Here is a 17,483-nt window from a genome sequence, read left to right as displayed (position 1 = left end):
TTTTTCCTGCCAATGTTGTCTAACTGATTAAACTGGCAGCCATGAAAATATTCTTATCGCTTTTACTTTTCCTTTCCGCCTCGGTTATTACGGGACCTAAGGTTCATAACTTCAGCCTGAAGAACCTTGAAAATAGAACCACTTTTTACGAAGATCTTAAAGGGGAAAAGTTAACTGTTATTGATTTTTGGGCAACCTGGTGTAAACCCTGTATAAAATCCATTCCCAAGTTTGTAGAGATGAATGAGAAGCTGGCACCTAAAGGAGTCAGTTTTATTGGGATAAGTGTTGATGGCCCCCGAAACTTATCTAAGGTAAAGCCCTTCGCTAAATCACTTGGAATAGATTACCCGGTACTTTTGGATACTGATAACAGCCTCATGGCAAGGCTCAGAGTGCAAGCCGTTCCAACCCTGCTCATCGTAAATAGCGACGATGAAGTCGTTTATTTTCATGAGGGGTATTCACCCGGAGAAGAAAAGATGATTGAAGCTGAAATCACTAAACTTCTTGAAGAGTGATTGCTCGCTTACTGCTCATATCAACCGTACTGTCCGTTTTTGCTTCAGGCCAAGCCTTGGCCCAGCTTTATGGAACCAACACCTTTGAATTTCAATACGGCAACCTTCCGTATGAAGAAAACACAGACTTAACAACTTCATACGATCAGCTCAATCTATACTATGATCAGGGAAGCATTAGTTTATATGGACGCTTTGAGCATTTTCTAACTCCCTTTAATGATCGAAACTACTTTTACCTCACACAGAAGCGACTTCAATATGAAGATGATGTTTTCAAGGTAAGAGTCGGTAATTTTTATGAAACCATTGGGCGCGGACTCCTGCTTCGGAGTTACGAAATACCGGGCTCTGTTTACGAAGACAATTTTTACCGAACCCGCTATGCTTTTAATCGTGATTTAGAAGGCGTGGCCGTTGACTTTAAAAATGATTGGGTTGAAGCTACAGTGCTTCGCTCCCGTCCGCTCTTTAATCCTCTTCCACCAAACTTTAAACCGGACAGTACTCGTAGGCCTGATTTAGTTGAAGCCGTTGAATCCAATTTCTATCTCACGGACGACCTAAGTATAGGCGGTGCTTTTATGCGAAGCCAAGCAGATGGAACCAACGAATACCGCGAACTGGCTTCTCTGATGTACACCTACAACCTACCTCTTGATATTCAGATATATGGCGAATATGCATTCGATACAGATGCTTCTTTATTCGCCTTTAACAGCAGTGATTCTTACGCACTTTACTCCGGCCTTAATTACTTCTATGATTCTTTTGGGTTGAGTGTGGAATACAAAAACTATAATCGGTTTAGGTTGGGTTCTGGATATAACGATCCGCCTTCACTCATTAAAGAACATACTTATCCTGTTTTGAATCGAAGTACGCATGTTCTGTCAACAGCCAACGAATCAGGGTTTCAGTTTGAGGGGTTCTATTATTTTGAAGACGGGCATTCAATTACAGCTAATTTCACCACAGCAAAAAATGATATCGCCGTTACTAGCTACTATCGTGAGTATTTTATTGAAGGATACTATCAAGCCAGCGACTTTCTCTCTTTTAAAAGCTTCTTTGACTATGCCACCGATGAGCGAAAAGGCGAGGAAAATAGAATCTCAGTAGGAATTATCACTGACAAAAGCTTTGATTATGAATGGAGTCTGGCTCTTGATCTTCAGTTTCAAACCTATCAAAAGACCGTTTTTTCTCAAGATGTAGAGAATTACTACGCTTCTATATCTTACTCAAGTGTTCCCTCACTCACGGTAAGCCTCACCTTTGAAGCCACGGATGATTTAATTCTTACAGACAATCCAAACACTTTCGCCATAGAAGATGACATCAGAACCTGGCTGGGTGGGAATGTAAGATATAAGATCAACCAGTCTCATACGTTAGATGTTTTTGCCGGCAAGCGGCGAGGCGGACCTGCCTGTACCTCCGGAATCTGTTATGAGGTTTTGGATTTTGAAGGCGTAGAATTCAGATTTACCACTCGGTTTTAAACTCATAAGAATATGAATACAAACATTTCATGGCTGTCCATTTTACTGGTCTCGATTTTCCTAATCAGCTGTTCTACATCCGATAGCGGCTCAGAGAATATAACTGAAATCAGACCCGCGCCGGATTTCACCTATACCTCCCTCGATGACGAAGAATTCACACTTTCTGAACTATCCGGCAACGTCGTTTATTTATTCTTCTTTGGCGCAAATTGCACACACTGCCGGGATAATGCACCTGTAACGCAGAACCAAATTTACGAGCAGTTTAAAAACGACGAAAACTTTATCGCTTTGGGTTTAGAAACCTGGAATACGAATGCCAGTTCACTAAGCTTTTTTAAAGATCTCACCGAACTTGAGTATCCATTATTGCTGGAAGCAAGGCAAAGCCTTGTAGACTATTATGGCAATACTTCATCTTATGACCGATCGGTTGTTATTGATAAGTCTGGAAACATCGTTTATCAGGGAAGAGAGTTTGTAAATAAAGATGTGGATCAGGTAGTTGAGGTCATTAAGAAAGAACTGAAAAAGAATTAACAACCGACGCCATGAGAACCCTGATTCTACTAATCGTATCTTCCTTCATAGCACTTCTGGTTTCTTTACCGGGCTACAGTCAGGTTTCAGTAGGTGACGACGCTCCCGGCTTTACCTATATCTCTGTTGAAGATGGTGAAGAAGTTTCCCTATCTGATTTTGATGGCAAAGTCGTGTATCTATTCTTTTACGGTGCCGGATGTCCTCACTGTATTGATAATGGTCCGTTTACTGAAGAAGACATCCATCAGCCTTTTATGGACGACACCAGTTTTGTGGCACTTGGTTTGGATACTTGGAACCTTTCAAGATCCTCCAACTTAAGTTTTCGGTCTTCTACAGGAATAACCTACACGCTTTTGCTTAACGCTCAGGAAAGTCTGGTCGATTATTACGGAAACACTTCCGCTTATGACCGATCGGTAGTAATTTCTGCTGATGGTAAAGTAGCTTACAAAGGCACCGGTTTTGTAGATACCGACATTGACGATGTAGCAAGCACCATCGAAACTGAACTTTCAAAAATATCCACTTCCTCTGAACCAAAAGGTGCAATACCGAACAAAGTATCTCTTCAACAGAATTACCCAAACCCTTTCAACCCAAGCACGGTTATTTCTTACTCCCTGAATGAGGCGAGTCATGTCTCTTTGAAAATTTTCAATATGCTGGGTGCAGAAGTGGCAACTTTAGTTGATGAAAGACAATCTTCGGGTCAAAAATCAGTAACCTGGAATGCTCAGTCAACAACCGGCTACACGCTGCCTTCGGGGCTATATATTTATCAGCTTAAAGCGGGAAGCGAAGTAGTAACTAAGAAAATGACCTTGATCAAGTAATTAATTAACCTGAGTTCATTTCAAAAATTAAGAGTTCCTCTACGTTGTGTAACGGTAAGTAAGTTGTCACCCTGAACATGGTTCTGGGTCTGAGAAGAGTGGTTTTCTGAACTTGTCAAGCTTCCTCACTAACATCTCGTCCAGCCATGTCTGCCTGCCTTAGAATAACCTACTCCTATTGATAGCTTTCATTAAATCAGTAAACGAAACCGGATTAATACGACCACTTCAATCTCACAAAAAACACATTTGGAGTATTGGTAGCATTGGAAAACACATACCCTTTTAAAAGTTGGGATACCAGCAGCAGATCCAGGTTTTCAGCTACCGAATAACTGACTTGAGGGAAAAGAATTACCATTTTTCGGGTGAAGCTTCCCATGAATCCAAGATTAACATTCAGCAGTGGGTTCAGTGTATAAGAACCATTCAACAAATAGCCTGTTTTGGAGATGAATAGGTTGTCTGCGGTGGGAGGCTGAGTTAGAGTGGCCAAAGGCGCATTCTTTTTTTGATATCCACCGTTGTACAGAAATTCGGCCTGAGCATATAATGAATTGGGAAAAATATAATCGAAACCGATGGTTGATGACAAACTTCCGGTTTGATTTAAAAAGTCCTTTTCAGGTTGAAAGTAGGTCGCCTCTCCTTTAAAACCGGCATCCTTTAAATAACCTGCCCACCCTGCCCCAACCACGACTTTATCTTCATAATGACCGGCTATAAACTGAAGGTCATACGTTTTAACATTGGTACGATACATTGCAGCAATCACCATTTTATTGAAAGAACGAGCCAGTTTAAAACCAGCTTCCAAACTGGATGCAAAATCCAGATTATAAACGGCCGAAACGGCATCCACTCCCGGACGTTCTTCATAATCAAAATCGAGGAAGGCATAGTTATTGAATAGATCATTGGGATTCCACGCCATTGTCTTGCCCCAATTGATCCGATGTCGGCCTCCATAAAACTCAAAGTCTCCTGCAAAATAACTTACATGAAGGCGGTCTATTTGAGAAAGCAATATGGCATTATCGGTATCGGCCAAAACCCAGGATAAGTCCATCAAATTGGGATCATTTTCATAAAACCGACTGATTTCCGGCGTGTTTTGAACAGTATACCCATGCAATAATCGGGTTCTAAGATCGGCATTCAATTCCAGGTTTTCTGTGAAAGACCACTCTGTTTCAAACCGGTTTTGAATTGAATTATCATAGTGAAGAGTAGAAAAATCATTGCTCAACGAAATTTGTCCCAGTTCTTTGAAGTATCCACTGATATCAACTATTTCTGAAAGTTGTGCCTGCGCCGGAAGGGACAAAAATAGAACTACTAATAACGTTGCCGTTGATCTTCGCAAATAGGCAGGCATCTCTTTTAAAGTTGAGTTCACATTCAATATTGGTATTTCTTTGCCGGGTATCATATCCCTTAATAGCTGAGGCGTTTACTCATCGTTCTTCATCGGAATCTATTTGGCCGTCTACTAAGGTTATTACTCTTCTGGCTCGGTCAATCACCCGTTGATCGTGAGTGGAGAATACAAAGGTCATATTCTCCCGCTCATTAAGCTCCAGCATCATATCTAATAACTCGGCAGTAGAAACTGAATCAAGATTGGCTGTGGGTTCGTCTGCAAGCACGAAGTCCGGTTTAGAGGCCAAAGCCCGGGCTACCGCCACTCGTTGTTGCTGCCCCCCGGAGAGTTCGGAAGGGCGTTTGTCGACCTTGTCTTTCAGGCCAACCTCTTCCAATAATGCCAAACTTTTCTCTCTGCATTCTTCAGCAGGCCGACCCTGCATTTGCATCACAAAAGAAACATTCTCGATAGCTGTTAAAACCGGAATTAAATTATAGGCCTGAAATACAAAGCCAATATGATTCAATCTGAATTTTATAAGTTCTTTACCGGATAAAGTGCTTAAATCTGTTTGCTGAATAAATGCTTTTCCTCCGGTCGGGTGATCCAGTCCCCCAATTATATTCAATAACGTTGTTTTGCCAGAACCCGACGGTCCCACAATTGCGGTAAACTCTCCTTTCTCAATATTCAGATCTACATTTCTTAAGGCTTGAACCGGAACCTTATCTGGGTTATAGATTTTGGATAGATTTTTTGTGGCTATTACTGACATTGTTCTTTAATTAAATTTTCGAATAGCTTGGACCGGGTTCAACTTGAGGGTTCGGTAAGCAGGGTATATTGCAGAAACAAGAGCTGCAACGGCTACCATAAGAGTGATATTGAGGTAGTACTCAAGGGTTAATTCGGGATATACAATCGTGCTTAACCCATACTCACTCATTCCCTCAGCAAATGCGCTCAGATCAATACCGGTTGTAGCGAAATATTGAATCGTGATCCAACTTATTAACAAACCTGCCGGTGTAGCTGCCATGGTTAAAAAGAATGTTTCCAGCATAATCAAGCTGAAGGTTCGAGCCTTGTTCATCCCAATGGCTCTTAACATTCCGAGCTCTCGGGTTCGCTCCAGTACTGCCATTAACATGGTGTTGATGATGCTGAATATCAGTCCAATAATGATAATGATCATCACCATGTACAGCGATATATCCATCATATCAAATATGTACCGGAGATCAGGCGAAACTTCCCGCCACGTCTTAATTTCTACGTCTGAAAATTCTTGCCTTAGTTCTGAGGCGTACACATCAGCCTTAGATAAATCATCAGTATAAATTCTGATATTTTGGATAGCCTCGGGATTTCCGATCAGTCGATTTAGATCTTCCTGAAGAACAAACACATTTGTTTCATCATATTGATTGCTGAAAGAATCAAAAACACCGGTTACACGAAATGCTCCACCTGTAATTTCTCCCTCCACATCCTGAAAACTGAGTACCATTCGAGACCGTAATTTGATATCTAACCGTTCAGCCAGCTTCCTCCCAATAACTACCGGATTTCTGTTAATCCCTTCCAGGAAATCACCCTCAACCAAATACTGTTCCACTACCAACGCAGTATCCAATTGTGTATCAATCCCATACACACTCACTCCATAGCTATTGCGGGTACTTTGGGCAAGTCCGGTTACCATACTTTTTGCAGATACTTGTTCTATATAAGGCTTTTGTTTCAGGCTCTGAATAAGTTCATCCGGATTTTCTATCGCATATTTTGGGTTGTAGAGGTCATCAAATTTAGGGTGGGTAATCTGGATATGACCTATCGATAGCTGAATCTGATTGTTTAATGAATCCTGCATCATCCCATTCATAAAACCGGCTGAGAATATCCCTGCCCAGGTTCCCAGCAATACCGCTACAATCACTACTCCACTACGCGTTGGGTTTCGCCATATATTTTTCCATCCAAGCTTTATGATGTTCAAAATCATATCAAGACCTCATTGCTTTTACAGGATTCAGGCGGCTGGCTTTGAGCAGTGGAGCCACACAAAATATGAGTGTAATTATGAATACGATGATGGCCTGCGAGTAGAATATGGAAGGATCTGTAGCAAACTGAATCACCGGTTCCATTCCATAAATTTCCATCACTTCAACCATATTGTCTCCGGTTATTTGGATAGGATATATGTTGAAATACCACGCAATCGGAATGGATAACAAAAGGCCAGCTCCGGCACCTAAAAGTGCCAGTACAAATATTTCTACTGCAAGAATCAGAAAGATAGTGCTCCTGGGAGTACCAACTGAGATCATGACTCCAAACTCATAGGTTCGCTCACTGATCATCATCAAAACAGTACCCAATATTCCAAAACCCACCACAATGTATAAAATAATAATCAGGATAAAACCACTTCCGCGGTCGGCTTCAATGCTTTGCATGAGCTCCGGCATCATATCTTGCCAACTCATCACATCATAATCTTCCGTTGACAATTTCTCTCTCAGGTTTTGAGCGGTTTCCTCCGTTTTTTCTGCATCATATAGGATGATAGAAACCGCCGATAGCCGATCGTATGTTGCAAAAAGCTCTTGAGCCGTTTGCAGGGGAAGCATCAGTGCATTTTTGTTCATCTCTACGTTCGGGAAACGTAAGCTTCCCTTTATCACATACAATCCGGTAGCGCTCTGTCCCCGAAATCCCTGACCAATTACCACCAAACTATCGCCTAGTTGAACGCCGAGGCGGTCCATCATCTCTTTACCTACCAGCACCGACTGCTCGCTGTTAGAGTCAAAGTAATTTCCCGATACTAAGCGCTCTTCAGGATTACTCAAATATTGTTCCTTGTCAACATCAATACCCATAACCATGGCGGGCCGACTCTGTTCTTCACCCGCTGCAAGCGCAAATGATTGCAGTTTCGGAATGATATATCTAACCGTTTCTTCCTCCTCAATAAGGGAGATAAGCGAATCTGAAACTACCAGTGTATTATCGAGGGTCTGATCATCCCAATAACCAGAATGCTGAATCTGAATGTACCCACTAAAAGTCCCGACCGTGTTCTCAATCATATCATCATATTGCCCCTCCTGCATAGCCCGCATTACCGACGACAAAATCACAGCCACTACAATTGACAAAATCGTAATGATCGTCCGGCGACGATTACGCCAAATATTTCTCCAGGCAAGATTTAGATATAACATTTATCTGTTTTAATGAACACAGGTTTTAGGATGCCTAGAATCTGTGCCCTATTCCACTCTTTTCATGTTTTGAATACTGAAAAATTTCTCCGTTAAACCCACATCAAATTCCAGGCTTTGGTAGGTAATAATAGTTTTGTTGCCTATTTCTTCCACCGGTATCATTTCCATTTTTGTGGGGATCAACCGCCCACCCATCTCTTTGACTTCTGATCCGTTCATAATCCGTACAAGGAAATCATCTTCATCATAAAACTCAGACCGCAACTGTAAATACTCATCTTTAGACACATAGGTGTATACCTTTGCCCATACGATAGCTGCTTCCGGTTTTGGGGTCATCTCAATTTTATAGCAATCGTACCCGCTAATGGTCGAATCCCCTGCCAAGATATGCGTGTAGTCTGTTACAACTGAAGACTCCCGTACCAAGTCATTGTTAGAGAAATCAGATCCCATCCAGGACTGACTCATCATAGACGGCGGCATTTTAATGGTACGATTTACATCCGGCAACCAGTTCCAGATTTCATTCTCCCTCATCAGAAAAGCAGTGCCCTCATCGCGGGCGGGAGCTGTAGTTAATATCATGCTGTAATCTTGCCCCAGGCTCCAGCTTTTAAACGACACGCTTCGCTCCCAAGTCGGGCGGACGATTGTCATTGTAATTTCTGCTGTCGAGCTATTCCCCTGCATCCTGTCATAAGCCCGCTGCATGATTTCGGTGGCGTCTTGAGCTACAATCGATGTAGAACAAACTGTGACTAAAACCAGTGTAAAAACAAATCCTTTTAACAGTCGGCACATAGTTCTCCCTGTTACTGTTCTTCATTGCAGAAGTGAATCATTTTTTTTTGAGTCAAAAAAATACTCAGTCCTGTCTTTGATTTCTAACTTCCATCAGCTTATAGGACAGGACTAATAGTTGACTACAGAATCTTGTCTAAATATACGAAAGATTCAATCTTGATAAGTAACTGGCAAAAAGGAGATTAGAGAAAAGAATCGGATAAGATTAGCTCGAAACTTTTTCAGGAGAATAGACCAGATCGAGGAAGTTCTGCAGAATCAAAGATCCTACACTTCCTGATTTTTCGGGATGAAATTGTACACCAATAAAATTGTCTTTGGCTACAATCGCTGAAAAATCATTAATGTAATTACAGGTAGCAAGGGTATGTTCTGAAACAGGAGCATAATAGCTATGAACAAAGTAGAGATAATGCTTAGCTATTAGGTTTCTAAGGATGGGATGTTTCTTAGTGTCTTGCAGTTTATTCCATCCCATATGGGGTACTTTGGCTTCTTTCTCATCAAACTTTTTAAGCGCTCCGGGAATGATACCGAGTCCAACCGTATCTCCTTCTGAAGAAGATTCAAATAGAAGCTGCATCCCAACGCAAATTCCCAAAACCGGCTTTTTCGTTTGTTTCAGCCACTCATCAACGCCTTTTTCTTCGAGAGATTTCATTGCGGAGCTTGCATGACCTACACCCGGGAAGATCACTGCCTTGGCAGTTTCAAGTTCTTTCGGTGTTTCAGCAAAGTAAAATTTAGCCCCTAACCGATCTAATGCATTTGCAACAGAAGCAGTGTTTCCGGCTTTGTACTTGATGATAGCAATCATAAATGATCTACAACGTCCCTTTTGAACTTGGGACTAAATTTTTTATGCGCCCGTTTCGTTCTATAGCCATCTTTAAAACCCGGGCGAGTCCTTTAAAGCAAGCTTCAATTTTGTGGTGGTCATTTTCACCGTCAAAGCTAACATGAATCGTTGCCTTCAAGTTCATTGCAAGACTATAAAAAAAATGTTTTACCATTTCGGTTGGTAAATCCCCTACATACTCTCTCTTAAACTCTCCTTCAAATACTAAATATGGCCTGCCGGAAAGATCTAAGGCTACGGTAGCCTGTGTTTCATCCATTGGTAAAACAAAGCTGTAGCGTTCAATTCCTTTCTTATTACCCAATGCTGTTGATATTACTTCTCCCAGCGCTATCGCTACATCTTCCACCGTGTGATGTTCATCAACTTCCAAGTCGCCCACGCATTTCAGAGTTAAATCAATCAAGCCGTGCCGTGCAATTTGGTCCAGCATATGATCGAAGAAATTCAATCCGGTTTCAATTTCTGATTTACCGGTGCCATCCAAGTTGATGTCTATGCTGATTTCTGTTTCATTCGTCTTTCGTTCGAGGTAGGCTTTACGTGCTTCCAGCGTAAAAAATTTAACGATGGCTTCCCAACTATCTGATGCTAAAATTGATTTAGAATCCTGAACTATTTCCAGCTTTTCATCTTTTGCTGACAACTCGTAATCAAACTTCCCATTGCTTTCGAAGGGAACATCTTCCTGCTCCAACATTTCCTTTTGCTGGGGTGAAATTGCCTCATCTTCGATCATGAGGTTGTGTCCATGATCTGCAATCTTCCTCAGCGACGATAATGTTTCTGGACGGAATAGAAACTTATCTTTCGGGTCATTAAGAGCGTCTTTTTTAATAGAAATCAACATAATGGAAGATTAAGAGTTGGTTATTTGTTCTAAAGCCTCGAAGAACCTGTCATTTTCAGCAGCGGTTCCAATGGTAAGACGGAGACAATCTTCGCAATGCGGTTCGTTTCCTCTGTAACGAATTATAACACCCTGATTTGCCATTTTTTTATAGACTTCCAGTGCATTCTGGATTTTGAAAAGAACAAAATTGGCATCCGTTGGATGTACGTATTCAACCTCTTCGAAAGTAATTAGTCTTTGTATTACCCTTTCTCTTTCATCCAAAATAGATTCAATATTCTTGCTCACGTGGTCAAGGCTTGAAAAAGCATCAAGAGCTTTCCGGGATGTAAGCTTATTTACATTGTAAGGAGCTTTAACTTTCATCATATAGCTTATCACTTCAGGGCTTCCAATCGCTATCCCTAACCGGATTCCGGCCAATCCAAACGATTTTGACATCGTTTGGAGTACCACCAGGTTTGAATACTCATCTACTAAAGCTGTAAGGCTGTGCTCCTGACTAAAGTCAATATATGCTTCATCGACAATCACCATGCCGTCAAATCCTTCCAAAACAGAAAGAATGTCATCCAAAGCCATGCTGTTTGCTGTTGGATTATTGGGTGAACAAACAAATATCATTTTAGTATTCGGCTTTACGGCTTCCAGTATTTTTTGGGGCTGAAGTTGAAAACCTTCTGTCAAAAGCACTTCATCATAATCCACATCATTGATGTCTGCCGAGACTTTATACATTCCGTAGGTAGGTGGATTAATAATCACACTGTCCTTGCCGGGCTGGCAAAAAATACGATAAAGCAGGTCGATAGCTTCATCACTTCCAACTCCAACAAATACATTTTCTTGCTTCACTCCACGAAATGCTGCAATCTTCGCCCGCAGGTCTTCCTGATAAGGCATGGGATAGCGATTCAATTCTAAATCATCCGCAAAAGGTGCTCCAAAACTATTTTCGTTTGCATCGAGCAAAATCCCCGAATCGAAATCATCCCGAGCACTACGGTAAGGCTTTAGGTTTTTAATGTTTTCCCGAACAAGATTGTTGATATCTATTTCTTTCTTCATTTTAAATCTTTTAGCCGAATACTTACTGCATTTTTATGTGCCTGAAGCTCTTCGAGAGCTGCAAGCTTTTCAACGGTTGGGCCAATATTCTTTAGCCCTTCTTCACTTAACGACTGCATGGTAACAGATTTCTGAAATGCAGCCAAATTCACCCCACTATACATCCGGGCATACCCGTATGTAGGCAGAGTGTGATTGGTTCCTGATGCATAGTCGCCTACACTTTCAGGAGTAAACTGTCCAAGAAATACTGAGCCCGCATTGATGACTTTCTCTGCATGGTCTTCAGCATTCTCAATATTCACAATTAAATGCTCAGGAGCATATTGATTTGAAAAGTTAAAAGCCTGCCCCAAATCTTCAACAACTACCGTAAAGCTGTTATCTAAAGCCTTTTTCGCCATTTCTTGACGGGGTAGCTGTTCAAGCTGGCTATCTAATTCTTCATTTAGCATATCTAAATCAAATGCCGTTGTTGCTACCAAAACAACCTGACTGTCTTTCCCGTGTTCAGCTTGTGAAAGTAAATCTGCTGCTACATAAGCCGGATTTGCCTGTCCATCAGCAATCACCAACACTTCCGAAGGACCAGCCGGCATATCAATACTAATTTGCGCCTCACTGTTCTGCAGAATCATTTTTGCAGCCGTTACATATTGATTACCGGGACCAAAGATTTTATCCACTTTGGGTACCGTTTCTGTACCGAATGCCATCGCCGCAACAGCTTGAGCGCCCCCGGCTTTTAGAATAGTATCAACACCCGCTTTTTGGGCAATGTATATAATCTCCGGAGCTATACTCCCATCTTTGCGTGGAGGCGTTGCAAGTACTTTCGTTGTACATCCTGCAAGCATTGCCGGTATAGTTAACATCATTGCTGTTGAAGGCAGAATGGCTGTACCTCCGGGAACATAGAACCCAACTCGCTCGATTGGTCGGGCTACTTTCATACACCGAACTCCCGGCATGGTTTCTACCTCTAAAGGATGTGAAAGCTGTGCTTTATGGAACCGGAAAATATTATCAAAAGCAGTATCAATAGCGTCTTTGACTTCAGCAGAAAACGAAACTTCGACTCCTTTTGGGTTGATGGCAACCTCACCTAAGTCTACCGAATCGAATTGTTTTGTGAATTTTTTAACGGCTTCATCTCCTGCTGATTCAACTTCATCTAAAATGGGTTGAACCGTTCCAAAAATAGAAGCGAAATCGATCTTGGGTCTTTTGATCAGCGACTTAACTTTTTCTTCCGATAATTCTGTAAAACTATATCTCTTCATAAATTCCATTGACCAAATTCCAACGACCAGTAACTGGTGCCAGGAACTTGTGATTTGTTGCTTTTATAAAATCATACTTTCAATTGGAAGCATAACGATATCAGAAGCACCGGCTTCTTTCAATTCTTCCATCACTATCCAAAATTTATCTAACGGTATAACGGTATGAATGGCAACCATATCCGTTTCTGCCAATGGCATCACCGTTGGGCTCTTCAAAGATGGGATGATTTTCTTGATGGTATCAACGTCTTTTGTTGCTGCATTCAGCATAATATAGCGGCTTTTAGCTGCCTGCTGATACCCATCCATTCGCACCAGAAACTTTTCAATTAAATGCTGCTTTCCTGGTGATAGCTCTTTGTTTGTTCGAATCAGCTGGGTTTGAGATTCCAGGATTGTATCCAGCTCAACTAACCCATTTGCTCGCAATGTTCCCCCTGAGGAAACCAAATCAACAATAGCGTCTGCTACTTCCAGCTGTGGAGCAATCTCAACGGCCCCTGAAATTTCGACCACTTTAATATCTATACCCTTTTCGCTAAAGAATTTTTTAGTCAGATTTGGGTAACTGGTGGCTACTTTCTTGCCTTCAAAATCTTTGGGTTCCCGGATATCACCATCTTTTGGAGCAGCCAGCGAGAGTCTGCATTTACCGTATTGCAGGTCTCTGATAGGAGTTACATCAGCACCGTTTTCCTGAGTTTCGTTGGCTCCCACAAACCCTAGATCACATACTCCATCCTGTACATATTCAGGAATGTCGTCATCCCGAAGGAGCAGGAGTTCCACATCAAAGTTGCGGGTTTTAACAATGAGGTTTCTTTTATAGTTATCAAATTCAATGCCTATTCCTTCGAGCAAGTCGATGGTTTTATCTGTCAGTCGGCCACTTTTTTGAATAGCAATGCGCAAAGAAGTTGAAGAATCTTTCGTTCTGTTCATGGAATCAGTAAATAAATTGGGTTAAAAAATAAGTAGAAAAAGTTAGAAAAGGTGCGATTACTGCACATGGATATGATGATGTCCGTGATGGGCATGATGGACATCAAGATGTAAATGAGAAATATATAGGAGTGTCTGCTTCATTGCTTTAAATATAGGGAAACCTTCTTACTTCGGTCAACTCTTTTTATGAGTGTTTACGTTTTGATAATGAAACAAAGGATGTTTTTTAATTCGTTCACAATTTAGTCTTAAACTTTTCTAAAAACTTGCTTGTTGATCTACATAAAAACAGGAAAATCATGTTTCGATACGTTTCATCATTATTAATTTTGACCTTGATTGCTGGAATGACAAATTCTCACGCACAATCACTCGACAATTTTGACTTGGGTGACTATAAATGGAACAGCCGTGTGTTGGTCGTCTTCTCACCCAACACATTTAATGCTGATTATAGAGATCAAACCAAAGCTCTGAAAGACTCAAAAAGCGGAATTGAAGATCGCGACCTTGAAGTTTTTTATGTTTTGGATCAAAGTAGTGCGTTAGCAAAAGGTAAAATTATTCCGGATGACGAAGCCGCCAATCTTAGAAATCAATTTGATGTGCCTTCCCAAAACTTCACCACTATTCTGATTGGAAAAGATGGAACAGAAAAACTTCGAACGAGTGACGCAGTCAGTACAAAAAAACTTTTCGAAACCATCGACGCCATGCCCATGCGAAAACTTGAGATGAAAAAGGGTGATGGAAGTAATTGATTCATCAGAATAACAGCACATATTTCTGTAACTTTGACTCAAATTCAGAATAAATATAAAGACTATGCAAATTGACGTAACCTGGCTGGGCAAAGACTTCCACATGGAAGCTGAAAATGAAACTGACGGTAAAATCCGGATTGACGGGAAAAATAATATTGGTGGCTTGGAAGGCGGGTTAAGCCCCATGCAGCTTTTGTTAGCCGGCATAGGTGGCTGCAGCGCAATTGATGTGATTTCCATCCTTGAAAAACAGAAGCAAAAACTTACTGACCTGAAAGTAGAAGTTGATGGAGATCGTCAAAAATTAGATGCCGGATATTCTGAATACAAAACAATTCATTTGCACTTTATTCTTTCCGGAGAACTCGATAAGAAGAAAGTGGAACGTGCTTTGGACTTATCAATCACAAAGTATTGCTCGGTATCAAAAGCCCTCGAGAAAGGTTCAGAAATAAGCTATGACTACGAAATTGTTTAGACCAAACTCTCGTAATGCAGCATAGCAATGCAGCCTTAGACGGTTATAAAACTGCCTAAAATTGATTCTGAGGCGTGTTTTAGGTATCTTCTTTCTAAGCAAATCACAATAAATCAGATACTTATCTATGGCTAAATGCGAGTTATACCAAGACGTTAAAGGCGAATGGAGATGGAGAAGAGTTTCCAAAAGCGGAGACATTGAGGCCTTTTCCAGTCAAGGTTTTGAAAAAGAAGAAGACGCCCGTAAAGACGGTAAAGACTGCAGCGAATGCACCAGTTACCTGCGGAAGTTTTAAACAGATTTTCTGCCTAATGAATTATCAGCCTCATCATTTGATGAGGCTTTTTTTTGCTCAATATTTTTAAATCCTTTGTTGGCTTCAAAAAGTCACTTTTTATCTAAAGCCAAAATAGCATTCAGTATTACCTGTACTGATTTTTTGTAGAAGTCTTGGGGAATAGTTTCAAATTCGTCGGATGCTTTGTGATAGTGTTCATGATCTTCAACACCAAAGTAAATGAACGTTTTTCCTTTTGCATGAAATGGACCATGATCGGAAGCATTAGTCCAATCATCGTAGCCCTGCTCAGGCCGGTCGTGACCAAAAAGCAGGCTTATCTCCCCGGTTTCAATATTCTCCAGAACAGGCTTCAACTCAGGATGGTGGTATGTTCCACTTGCATAAAGTTCATTCTCATCGTTCTGGCTAATCATATCCATGTTAATGTTCATAACTACCTTATCCAGAAAAACAGAATCCTTGACTAAAGCTCTTGCTCCCTGCAGTCCCATTTCTTCAGCATCAAAAGCGGCAAACACCAGTGTGTGATTTGGTTTAACCTGATTGAAATAATCAATATATGCTAGCAAAGCAGCAGTTCCGGAAGCATCATCATCGGCGCCGTTGTAAATCAGACTGTCCTCCATCCCCAAGTGATCATAATGAGCTGTGATTACTAATACTGAGTCTGATTCACCTTCAATCTGTCCAATAACATTTATCCCAGATCTCTCCTCCCCACCTCTAGAAGTAAAATCGAAACTATGAGTGAATGAACCTTGAAAAGGTTTAGCTCCTTCTTCCTCAAAACGCTTCACCAGATATTTCCGTGCTTTTTTATTTCCTTCGGTTCCGGTTCTGCGTCCCTCCATTTCATCAGAAGAAATCACCCTTAAATCTTCAATCAGCTGCTCTGTATCTAAGGAAGGTTTTGTTTGTTGAGCGGTACAACCCGCATTTATGATGAATAAAAAAACTAAAAATAAAGGTGAATACTTCATGTACTACTTCTCGAATGAAAAAAGTTAGGGTTATTTGAAAATGTCTTTAGGCATATGCATGGAAACCAACATGTGAGGACCGTCAACGACTTCAGCAATTTTTAGGTCTCCGGCTAATGAACACAATGCGTACGCGTCTTGTCGATTCATGCCTTTTTCTTCAACCAAATAATCAATCATAAAGCCGGTAGCCTTTTTAGCGGCCTCATCAATGGTTGTAGCAAAAGCAGTAACCGCGTAATAATCTTCTGTTTCATATTGAGGTTCACTTATGGTCTTTCCTTCTTTGATAAGTTCAACCTCGTAAATAATGCTCATAGGTGCTTCGATGGCTGTACCACAAACTTCTCCATGACCCTGCGCCGCATGCGTATCTCCAATGGAAAATAAAGCGCCTTCAACTAACACCGGAAAGTATACAACCGTCCCTTCAGTCATGTTTGGGTCATCCATATTCCCTCCATTCTTCCGCGGAGGAATAGTCGAAAGCATTTCTTCGGTATCAGGGGCTACTCCCATCACACCCGGGAATGGCTTTAATGGAATCTCAATATTCTCAGAAAATTTAGCCGTCTTTCTATCCTTACCCAGTTCAAAGGTTTTTAGATATGGCTCTGTAAATTCATCTGATAGAAAACCAAAACCGGGGACAATAGCGGTCCATCCCCAATCGCCCATTTCAATTTTATGCAGGGTTACTTTTAACACATCTCCGGGCTGTGCATTTTCAACATACACTGGTCCGGTTAAGGGATGAATGGGATCAAAGCTTAAATTGGCTAAGTCTTCGAGCGTAGAATTCACGTTCAACTGTTTATCGGAAGCTTCTTCGGTTCCGACTTTAATAACTGAACCCGAAGGCACGGTAAGTACCGGCTCTATGGTGCTGCTCCACCGGTTGTGGGTTTGGTCTGATGAGAGCTCATAGTCCACAACAACACCTGTTGTATCACGATTTGATTCAACACAAGCTGATAACAAAAAGCTTGTAATTCCTACTAAAATAATAAGTACCCTTCTCATAAATCCTCCTTTTTTGATGTGCGGAAATGTGAGGAGTTCAGTGGATTATAGCAAGTAAAATAGCTCTAAATAAAAAACTCCTGCCTTCTTTTCGAAGACAGGAGTT

Annotated in this window: 18 protein-coding genes; 6 read left to right on the top strand and 12 right to left on the bottom strand. The window is 41.2% G+C overall.

From position 1 onward, the window contains the following. Window positions 1-41: 41 nt before the first annotated feature. From CL667_15135 to CL667_15120, 4 genes are read left to right on the top strand one after another with little or no spacing between them, the layout of a single operon-like run. Complete coding sequence (locus CL667_15135) at window positions 42-521, top strand: hypothetical protein (GenBank protein MAL19030.1); 480 nt, start codon at window positions 42-44, stop codon at window positions 519-521. Further along, entirely contained in the window at window positions 518-2,026 is a 1,509-nt protein-coding gene (locus CL667_15130; protein ID MAL19029.1) for a hypothetical protein, read from the top strand. The genes CL667_15135 and CL667_15130 overlap by 4 nt, the downstream gene beginning before the upstream one ends. A gap of 12 nt (window positions 2,027-2,038) precedes the next feature. After that, window positions 2,039-2,569 carry a hypothetical protein gene (locus CL667_15125; protein ID MAL19028.1) on the top strand — a complete coding sequence of 177 codons (531 nt, stop codon included), beginning with the start codon at window positions 2,039-2,041 and terminating at the stop codon, window positions 2,567-2,569. Window positions 2,570-2,580: 11 nt separating this feature from the next. Beyond that, window positions 2,581-3,408 (top strand): hypothetical protein, encoded by an 828-nt coding sequence (locus tag CL667_15120; GenBank protein ID MAL19027.1) that lies wholly within the window; start codon window positions 2,581-2,583, stop codon window positions 3,406-3,408. A 214-nt stretch (window positions 3,409-3,622) separates the two neighbouring features. Here CL667_15120 and CL667_15115 read toward each other — a convergent pair whose 3' ends face one another. From CL667_15115 to CL667_15070, 10 genes are all read right to left on the bottom strand, one after another. After that, on the bottom strand, window positions 3,623-4,786 hold the full coding sequence (locus tag CL667_15115; protein MAL19026.1) for a hypothetical protein: 1,164 nt from the start codon (window positions 4,784-4,786) through the stop codon (window positions 3,623-3,625). A 79-nt stretch (window positions 4,787-4,865) separates the two neighbouring features. After that, window positions 4,866-5,549, bottom strand: coding sequence for a macrolide ABC transporter ATP-binding protein (locus CL667_15110; protein MAL19025.1), 684 nt, complete (start codon window positions 5,547-5,549; stop codon window positions 4,866-4,868). Between the two features lie 6 nt (window positions 5,550-5,555). After that, window positions 5,556-6,779 carry an ABC transporter permease gene (locus tag CL667_15105; protein ID MAL19024.1) on the bottom strand — a complete coding sequence of 408 codons (1,224 nt, stop codon included), beginning with the start codon at window positions 6,777-6,779 and terminating at the stop codon, window positions 5,556-5,558. Between the two features lies 1 nt (window position 6,780). After that, window positions 6,781-8,007, bottom strand: coding sequence for a transporter (locus CL667_15100; GenBank protein ID MAL19023.1), 1,227 nt, complete (start codon window positions 8,005-8,007; stop codon window positions 6,781-6,783). A gap of 48 nt (window positions 8,008-8,055) precedes the next feature. Further along, window positions 8,056-8,814, bottom strand: a complete 759-nt coding sequence (locus CL667_15095) for an outer membrane lipoprotein-sorting protein (GenBank protein MAL19022.1) — start codon at window positions 8,812-8,814, stop codon at window positions 8,056-8,058. A gap of 208 nt (window positions 8,815-9,022) precedes the next feature. After that, a complete protein-coding gene (hisH, locus tag CL667_15090) occupies window positions 9,023-9,634 on the bottom strand; it encodes an imidazole glycerol phosphate synthase subunit HisH (protein ID MAL19021.1) in 612 nt (203 codons plus the stop codon). A gap of 7 nt (window positions 9,635-9,641) precedes the next feature. Continuing rightward, entirely contained in the window at window positions 9,642-10,526 is an 885-nt protein-coding gene (locus tag CL667_15085) for an imidazoleglycerol-phosphate dehydratase (GenBank protein ID MAL19020.1), read from the bottom strand. Window positions 10,527-10,535: 9 nt separating this feature from the next. Next, window positions 10,536-11,597: a histidinol-phosphate transaminase gene (gene hisC / locus CL667_15080; GenBank protein MAL19019.1), complete on the bottom strand. Its 1,062-nt coding sequence runs from the start codon at window positions 11,595-11,597 to the stop codon at window positions 10,536-10,538. Continuing rightward, window positions 11,594-12,880, bottom strand: coding sequence for a histidinol dehydrogenase (gene hisD / locus CL667_15075; GenBank protein ID MAL19018.1), 1,287 nt, complete (start codon window positions 12,878-12,880; stop codon window positions 11,594-11,596). The genes hisC and hisD overlap by 4 nt, the downstream gene beginning before the upstream one ends. Before the next feature lie 63 nt (window positions 12,881-12,943). Continuing rightward, window positions 12,944-13,825, bottom strand: coding sequence for an ATP phosphoribosyltransferase (locus tag CL667_15070; GenBank protein MAL19017.1), 882 nt, complete (start codon window positions 13,823-13,825; stop codon window positions 12,944-12,946). A gap of 302 nt (window positions 13,826-14,127) precedes the next feature. Here CL667_15070 and CL667_15065 point away from each other — a divergent pair, with 302 nt between their 5' ends. Together CL667_15065 and CL667_15060 are read left to right on the top strand one after the other, a co-directional pair. After that, a complete protein-coding gene (locus CL667_15065) occupies window positions 14,128-14,589 on the top strand; it encodes a hypothetical protein (protein ID MAL19016.1) in 462 nt (153 codons plus the stop codon). A gap of 64 nt (window positions 14,590-14,653) precedes the next feature. Beyond that, window positions 14,654-15,070, top strand: a complete 417-nt coding sequence (locus CL667_15060) for an osmotically inducible protein OsmC (protein MAL19015.1) — start codon at window positions 14,654-14,656, stop codon at window positions 15,068-15,070. Between the two features lie 390 nt (window positions 15,071-15,460). Here CL667_15060 and CL667_15055 read toward each other — a convergent pair whose 3' ends face one another. Together CL667_15055 and CL667_15050 are read right to left on the bottom strand one after the other, a co-directional pair. After that, window positions 15,461-16,354 (bottom strand): peptidase M20, encoded by an 894-nt coding sequence (locus CL667_15055; protein MAL19014.1) that lies wholly within the window; start codon window positions 16,352-16,354, stop codon window positions 15,461-15,463. A gap of 30 nt (window positions 16,355-16,384) precedes the next feature. Beyond that, window positions 16,385-17,377 carry an acetamidase gene (locus CL667_15050; GenBank protein ID MAL19013.1) on the bottom strand — a complete coding sequence of 331 codons (993 nt, stop codon included), beginning with the start codon at window positions 17,375-17,377 and terminating at the stop codon, window positions 16,385-16,387. Window positions 17,378-17,483: the final 106 nt, after the last annotated feature.

Source organism: Balneola sp. (assembly GCA_002694685.1).
GTDB lineage: Bacteria > Bacteroidota > Rhodothermia > Balneolales > Balneolaceae > Gracilimonas.
Note: the sequence above shows the minus strand (reverse complement) of the source record. Positions and strands in the feature narration are given on the sequence as shown.

Coding starts and splice junctions, on each gene's coding strand:
- CL667_15135 (MAL19030.1), top strand. CDS start 42: ATGAAAATATTCTTATCGCTTTTACTTTTCCTTTCCGCCTCGGTTATT.
- CL667_15125 (MAL19028.1), top strand. CDS start 2,039: ATGAATACAAACATTTCATGGCTGTCCATTTTACTGGTCTCGATTTTC.
- CL667_15120 (MAL19027.1), top strand. CDS start 2,581: ATGAGAACCCTGATTCTACTAATCGTATCTTCCTTCATAGCACTTCTG.
- CL667_15115 (MAL19026.1), bottom strand. CDS start 4,786: ATGCCTGCCTATTTGCGAAGATCAACGGCAACGTTATTAGTAGTTCTA.
- CL667_15110 (MAL19025.1), bottom strand. CDS start 5,549: ATGTCAGTAATAGCCACAAAAAATCTATCCAAAATCTATAACCCAGAT.
- CL667_15105 (MAL19024.1), bottom strand. CDS start 6,779: ATGATTTTGAACATCATAAAGCTTGGATGGAAAAATATATGGCGAAAC.
- CL667_15100 (MAL19023.1), bottom strand. CDS start 8,007: ATGTTATATCTAAATCTTGCCTGGAGAAATATTTGGCGTAATCGTCGC.
- CL667_15095 (MAL19022.1), bottom strand. CDS start 8,814: ATGTGCCGACTGTTAAAAGGATTTGTTTTTACACTGGTTTTAGTCACA.
- hisH (MAL19021.1), bottom strand. CDS start 9,634: ATGATTGCTATCATCAAGTACAAAGCCGGAAACACTGCTTCTGTTGCA.
- CL667_15085 (MAL19020.1), bottom strand. CDS start 10,526: ATGTTGATTTCTATTAAAAAAGACGCTCTTAATGACCCGAAAGATAAG.
- hisC (MAL19019.1), bottom strand. CDS start 11,597: ATGAAGAAAGAAATAGATATCAACAATCTTGTTCGGGAAAACATTAAA.
- hisD (MAL19018.1), bottom strand. CDS start 12,880: ATGAAGAGATATAGTTTTACAGAATTATCGGAAGAAAAAGTTAAGTCG.
- CL667_15070 (MAL19017.1), bottom strand. CDS start 13,825: ATGAACAGAACGAAAGATTCTTCAACTTCTTTGCGCATTGCTATTCAA.
- CL667_15065 (MAL19016.1), top strand. CDS start 14,128: ATGTTTCGATACGTTTCATCATTATTAATTTTGACCTTGATTGCTGGA.
- CL667_15060 (MAL19015.1), top strand. CDS start 14,654: ATGCAAATTGACGTAACCTGGCTGGGCAAAGACTTCCACATGGAAGCT.
- CL667_15055 (MAL19014.1), bottom strand. CDS start 16,354: ATGAAGTATTCACCTTTATTTTTAGTTTTTTTATTCATCATAAATGCG.
- CL667_15050 (MAL19013.1), bottom strand. CDS start 17,377: ATGAGAAGGGTACTTATTATTTTAGTAGGAATTACAAGCTTTTTGTTA.